General features: G+C 63.6%; 5 protein-coding genes. All 5 read left to right on the forward strand.

What is annotated here, in order from left to right; all coding sequences use genetic code 11:
- Positions 1-139: 139 nt before the first annotated feature.
- The 5 genes from tyrS (at position 140) to OXT71_08220 (ending at position 6,514) form a co-directional block, all read left to right on the forward strand.
- On the forward strand, positions 140-1,426 hold the full coding sequence (gene tyrS, locus OXT71_08200; protein ID MDE2926363.1) for a tyrosine--tRNA ligase: 1,287 nt from the start codon (positions 140-142) through the stop codon (positions 1,424-1,426).
- 570 nt (positions 1,427-1,996) lie between these two features.
- Entirely contained in the window at positions 1,997-3,334 is a 1,338-nt protein-coding gene (locus tag OXT71_08205; GenBank protein MDE2926364.1) for a Gfo/Idh/MocA family oxidoreductase, read from the forward strand.
- A gap of 49 nt (positions 3,335-3,383) precedes the next feature.
- The gene (locus tag OXT71_08210; GenBank protein MDE2926365.1) at positions 3,384-4,886 is read left to right on the forward strand and encodes a sodium:solute symporter family protein; all 1,503 of its coding nucleotides are present in this window, start codon (positions 3,384-3,386) and stop codon (positions 4,884-4,886) included.
- A 125-nt stretch (positions 4,887-5,011) separates the two neighbouring features.
- Complete coding sequence (locus OXT71_08215) at positions 5,012-6,148, forward strand: amidohydrolase family protein (protein ID MDE2926366.1); 1,137 nt, start codon at positions 5,012-5,014, stop codon at positions 6,146-6,148.
- A 12-nt stretch (positions 6,149-6,160) separates the two neighbouring features.
- The gene (locus tag OXT71_08220) at positions 6,161-6,514 is read left to right on the forward strand and encodes a Rieske (2Fe-2S) protein (GenBank protein ID MDE2926367.1); all 354 of its coding nucleotides are present in this window, start codon (positions 6,161-6,163) and stop codon (positions 6,512-6,514) included.
- The last annotated feature ends 114 nt before the right edge of the window (positions 6,515-6,628 follow it).

Here is a 6,628-nt window from a genome sequence, read left to right on the forward strand (position 1 = left end):
CCGGAACCCTTGTTCTGCGCGACCACTCTTATCTCATCCGTCTGTCCTCTTTCCTCGTACCCAGTCCACTCTTGACTTGAATCGGGCCCTGGGTCAATCTTCCGCCGGAGCGACCCAATATCGAATTCCGGTCCAGACCATGACCTCTTACCTCCAAACCCGATCCGACCTGCCGCCCTTTCTCACCGATCTCGAGTCGCGCGGCCTCGTCTCACAGAAGACGGTCGAGCTGACCGATCAGGTGCTCTCCAAGTCGTTGCCGCCCCTGTACGTCGGCTATGACCCCAGCGCCGGCAGCCTGCACGCGGGCAGCCTGATCCCGCTTCTGGGGATGGACCGCTACAAGCGTCGAGGGGGTCAGATCATCGTGTTGCTGGGTGGGGCGACGGGCCTCATCGGCGACCCTTCGGGCAAGGACCGCGAGCGCACGCTGGAGACCCGCGAAGTGATCGATCGGCGCATCGGACGGTTGAAACGCCAAACCTCCGAGTTCTTCGCCCGAACCGAGGGTCCCGATCCCATCTTCGTCAACAACGCCGACTGGTACCGGGACATGCACGTCATCGCCTTCCTGCGCGACGTGGGCAAGAATTTCTCGGTCAATCAGATGCTGACCCGGGATTCGGTGCGCACGCGGATCGAGAATCGGGAACAGGGAATCTCCTTCACCGAGTTCTCCTACCAGCTCCTGCAGTCCTACGATTTCCTGCACCTTTACCGGGAATACGGCTGCGGGATCCAGATGGGGGCCTCGGACCAGTGGGGGAATATCGTATCCGGAGTCGATCTGGTGCGCCGCGCCGCGGGGGCGACGGTCTATGGGCTCACCTTCCCCCTGCTGACCAACTCGGAGGGGAAGAAATACGGCAAGTCGGAAAAGGGCGCGGTCTGGCTCGATCCGGACCGGACCAGTCCCTACGAGTTCTACCAGTTCTGGCTGAACTCCGCCGACGACGACGTAGGTCGCTTCCTTCGCTGGCTGACCGATCTGTCCAGCGATGAGATCGAAACCCTGGCGGCGGCTCCACCGCATCAGCGGCGGCCTCAGAAGGCTCTGGCCGAGACGCTCACCATCCGGGTGCATGGGCCGCGGGACACCGAGACCGCCGAGCGGGCCAGCCGGGTCATCTTCTCCGGCAGGGCGGCCGACATGGACTCCGCCGTCGCCGACATGGTGGCTCGATCAGTGCCCACACTGACCGCCAGTCCCGACCTCTCCTGTCCGGTCTTGGACGCCATGGTCCGGGTCGGAGCGGCTCCGTCCAAAGCAGTCGCGAGGCGTTTGGTGAAGCAAAATGCGGTCGCCGTCAACGGAACCAGGATCGCTGACGCCAACGAGGACCTGCTTCCGCACCGCGCCCGGGCCGGCGTGGTTGTCCTGTCGGTCGGCAAGTCCAAGCGTTATCTTGTTCGGTTTGGTCTATAGTAGTCCGTCGTGAAAGTCCCTCCTCTATCGGCCTGCTCTTGGAAGCTGGCGCGGACCCTCGGCTTGAAAACGAATTCGGTGAGGTTCCATTATTCTCTGTCCGGTGGGTATTGGCGCAGAAACCTCTGAGCCGCCCATGGGAAACTCTGAGGGTTAATCACCAGCGCTTGGTTGGAAGCCGGCTACAAAACGGCGAACGTCGACATGCAGGGACGCAAACTCGAATTCCAAAAGTTCTTGTTGGATGGTCCGTCATCAGGGATTGGTGACGGTCGTCAAGTTCAAAATGGCGCCGGAGGCTCCATGGCGGGCGACAGCTTCGTTTTCTCGCTTGTATTCGGTGCGCTCCGAGGCACCGTCACGGTTACGCCCGGCACGGACCTGACTTCTCCTGTCGGAGAGGAATGGGATGCCGCGCGGTAGACGACTATGACCGTACTTCCCGATACGGTAAGCAAACACTGCCGCTAACCAGGCGTCAATTGCGACGCGGAGCCGGATGGCGGTAGAATTCCGGCTTCGATAGTGTCCGGGGACGGTCCGACCTCGAATCAGGGATTGGAGGACACCATGTCAGGTTCAACAAGGCGCAGCTTCATCCAAGGCGGTGCCGCCGCCACGGCCGCCCTGTCGGGCGGATGGCCGTCCGTCCTGCGGGGCAGCGACGACCGGATGGTCCGTCTCGGCTTCATCGGGATGGGCGGCAGGGGCACCCACCTGCTGAAGCTGGTTCTGGCCAGGAAAGACACTCAGGTGAACGCCGTCTGCGACCTCCGTGCCGAGGCGGCCAACCGGGCCGCGGCCCTGGTGCGGGAGTCGGGGCGCGAAGATCCGGGAGTCTATGCCGGGGAAGATGACGATTTCCAAGAACTTCTGGCGCGGGAGGACCTGGACGCCGTCGTCGTCGCGACACCCTGGCGCTGGCACACTCCCATGTCCGTGGCGGCCATGAGGGCAGGCAAGGCGGTGGCGGTGGAGGTGCCGGCGGCCGTGACCTTGCAGGAGTGCTGGGATCTGGTCAACACTTCCGAAGCCACGAAAAAGCCTTGCATGATGCTGGAGAACGTCTGCTACCGGCGGGACGTCATGGCGGCTCTGAAGATGGTCCGGGACGGACTCTTCGGAGAGCTCATCCACTGCCAGTGCGGTTACCAGCACGACCTGCGGGCGGTGAAGTTCAATCCCGGGGCCAAGTTCGGACCCGGCTCCAAAGGCGAAGCCAACTGGAGGACGCAGCACTCGATTCAGCGCAATGGCGACGTCTACCCGACTCACGGCGCCGGTCCCATGGCCAACTGCCTGGACATCGACCGGGGGAACCGGTTCGTGACCCTCACCTCCACGGCCACCAAGGCGCGAGGGCTTCACGATTACGTCGTCCGCCAAGGGGGCGCGGACCATCCCAACGCCAAGATCCAGTGGGCTCTGGGCGACGTGGTGACATCGGTGATCAAGTGCGCCCGGGGAGAGACTCTCCTGGTCAGCCACGACACCAACCTGCCGCGGCCCTATTCCCTGAACTTCCGGGTGCAGGGAACCGGGGGTATCTGGATGAGCGACAACAAGTCGATCTACATCGAAGACCTCAGTCCCAAATCGCACCGGTGGGAACCCTTCGAGAAATACCAGAAGGAGCATGACCACCCCCTCTGGAAACGTTTCGGCGAGGAAGCCGCCGGGTCCGGACACGGCGGCATGGATTTCTTCGTCATCAACGGTTTCGTGGAAGCGCTGAAACGGGGACTGCCCACCCCCATCGACGTCTACGAGTCAGCTTCATGGAGCGCCATCGGTCCTCTGTCCGAGCGCTCCATCGCACGGGGAAGCGCTCCCGTCTTCTTTCCCGACTTCACCCGGGGACAGTGGGTCGTGTCCGAACCGACCTTCGGCCTGAATGACCAGTTTTAGCCCTAGTCTCTCCCCGGGCACATAGCCTCCCGGCCGGAGCTCGGAAGATATGTTCGGACTGCACTGGCTGGATCTCACCACCCTGCTGGTCTACCTGCTCGGGGTCACCGGAGCGGGTCTCTGGGCGGCCCGGAAGGTCACCAATCTCCACGACTACTTCATGGGTTCCCGCCGTTTCGGGAAGGCGTTCATGGTCATGCACGCCTTCGGGACCGGGACCCATACGGATCACGCCGTCACGGTGGCCGGCGCCTCCTACAGGATGGGAATGGCGGGGATCTGGTACCAGTGGCTCTACCTCTTCGCCACGCCCTTCTACTGGCTGGTGGCCCCCCTTCTGAGGCGGATGCGCTACCTGACCACGGCCGACTACTTCGAAGACCGGTTCAGTCCGGCCCTGGCCATCCTCTACACCATCTACGGACTGCTCTATCTCTCCCTGCAGATCGGCCTCATGCTCCTGGGAACCGGAAAGGCGGCCAGCGCCATCTCGGGCGGCGCCGTGAGTCCCGAGTTGGCCATCGGCGTCATGACCATACTGTTCCTCAGCTACGGCCTGCTGGGAGGCCTGCCGGCAGCCGTGGTCACCGATTTCATCCAGGGATTCTTCATCATCGTCCTCTCCTTCCTCCTGCTCCCTTTCGTGTTGGATGCGGTTGGGGGATTCGCCGGATTGCACCAGAAGGTCCCGGCGGAGATGTTCAGCCTGATGGCGCCCGGCGACCCGCCGGAGGGCTACGACCGGGTCACCCCCTTCTACATCGTCATGATCGTCATCAACGCCCTGGTGGGAATCGTCGCCCAACCCCATCACATGGAGATCGCCGGAGCGGGGAAGACGGAGCTGGAGGGCCGGATCGGGTTCACGTTCGGCAACATGCTCAAGCGGATCTGCACGCTGGCCTGGGCTCTCACCGGCGTGGCCTGCATCGCCCTCTATCCTGAACTGGCCGATTCGGAGCACGCTTTCGGTCTGGCCACCCGCGACCTGCTGCCGGTGGGGCTGGTGGGCGTCATGCTGGCTTCCATGGTGGCGGCCGCCATGTCCAGTTGCGATTCCTTGATGGTGGACGGGTCGGCTCTCTTCGTGAAGAACGTCTACCAGCGCTACATTCGGCCCGAGGCATCGGTGGGGCACTACCTGAACGTGGGCCGGCTGGTTGGGGTGGTGGTGGTCATGGGCGGTATCGTGGTCGCCATGTTCGCCACGACGGTGGTGGGAATCCTCAAGCTGACCTGGTCTCTGGTGGCGTTTTTCGGGATCGCCTTCTGGGGCGGCGTGCTTTGGAGGCGCTGCAACGCGTATGGAGCCTGGGCCGGAATCCTGGGATCGGCCTTTCTCTGGTACCTTTCCCGCTTCGTCTGGGGCTGGGAGCTGCACCAGCAGTTTCTGATCTACCTGTTGGGCGGGTTCTTCTTCATGATCGTCGTCAGTCTCCTCACGCCGCCGGAGGACAGGAAACGGCTGGACCGCTTCTACGCCATCCTGCAAACACCGGTGGGAGAGGAGCACCGTCTGGAGGCGATGGGCATCCGGCTGGACAGGAAGTGACCATGTGGGATCTGGAAATCAGCAAGCCCTCCAAGCAGACGGTGGTGGGCTTTCTGCTGGCCTGGGCGTGCGTCATCGCCATCATCCTGTTCACCCTGTACCTGGTCCGAATCGGGGCCTGACCCATGGCGGAGCAACTGCGGGAGCGAAAGGCCGTGGCCCGAGAACCCATCATCGATTGCGACGTTCACCACATGATCACCGAACCCGAGGAACTCTTCCCCTACCTTCCTCGCGACTACGTGGAGCACATCCAGGACTTCGGCCTGATGATGCCCGGTGGATTCTCCACCGGTTACACCAACATGCCGAGGGGGGGCGCCCGGGCCGATGTCTGGGACGGCGACATTCATCCCGCCAACAACATCGACATGGCCCGGAAAAGGCACTTGGACGTATATGGAGTCGAGGCGGCCATCTTGACCGGATCGACGGTCTACGGCGCTGCCGTGCATCCCAACGTGGATTACGCGGCCGCCCTTTGCCGTGCGTTCAACGATTGGACCCTGGACACGTGGGTCGCGGCGGACCGCCGTTTTTTCGGTTCCATCTCGGTTTCGGCCGTGGACCCGTACCAGGCGGCCCAGGAGATCCACCGTTTGGGCAAGCACCCGCGGATGGTCCAGGTCATCATTCCAGCCGGCGCGCGGATGCCCTTCGGAAATCGCTTCTACCATCCCATGTACGAGGCGGCTCAGGAGTACGGACTGCCCGTATGCGTCCACTTCGGTTCCGAAGGGACTGGAGTTTCAGGCCCCCCGACCGGGGTCGGATACCCTTCCTATTACCTGGAGATGCGAATGGCCCGTCCCCAGAACGCCATGGCCCATGTTTCCAGTCTCATCTGCGAAGGGGTCTTCGAGAAATTTCCCAACCTTCGGTTCCTCTTCGTGGAGCACGATACGTTCTGGGTCCCGGGGCTCATGTGGCACATGGACGCGGACTGGAAGTCGACTCGGGAGTACACGCCCTGGGTCAAGCGGCCTCCCAGCGAGTACATCCGCCGAAACATCCGTTTCGGGTCGCAACCCATGGAACAGCCTCCCAGCCTGGAGGACCTGAAGATCTTCCTCCGCTGGCTTCACGCCGACGAGATCCTGGTCTTCGGCAGCGACTATCCGCATTGGGACTGGGACAACCCGGACCGGGTGCTGCGAGGCGTGTCGCCGAAATTGAGACGGCGGGTCTTCTACGACAACGCCCGCGAGCTCTACGGCGGCCGCCTTGGCGGCCTGGACGCGGCTTCCAATGGGAGCGGGTAACCGGGAGACGGGATGCGGCGGCACGTGGGAAGGGTCCAGGATCTGCCACCCGGTTCCAGAAAGATCGTCTCCCTTGGCGGCCGGGCCGGTATCGGCGTCTTCAACGTCAACGGCAAATACCATGCCGTCAAGAACGTCTGCCCTCACCAGGGGGGGCCGCTGTGCCAAGGACGACTCCGGCCGCTGGTCCGCTCCAGCGGTCCCTACCACGTCACCTGGGAGCGTGAGGGTGAGATCCTCAAGTGCCCCTGGCACAACTGGGAGTTCGACCTGAAGACGGGCCGTGCCCTCTACGATTCCCGGTTGCGGGTGAGAACGTACCGGGTGACGGTCGAAGGGGACGACATTTTTCTCCATCTGCGCTGAATGGCGGGGCGCCCGTGGGGGGGGTGCCGCCCCCCCCCCCCCCCCCCCCCCGCCGGGCCGGGGACCCCCCCCCCCCCACCCCCCCCCCGGGCCGGCGGGGGCGCAGGGGGGGCG

This window comes from Acidobacteriota bacterium (assembly GCA_028874215.1).
Classification (GTDB): Bacteria; Acidobacteriota; UBA6911; order RPQK01; family JAJDTT01; genus JAJDTT01.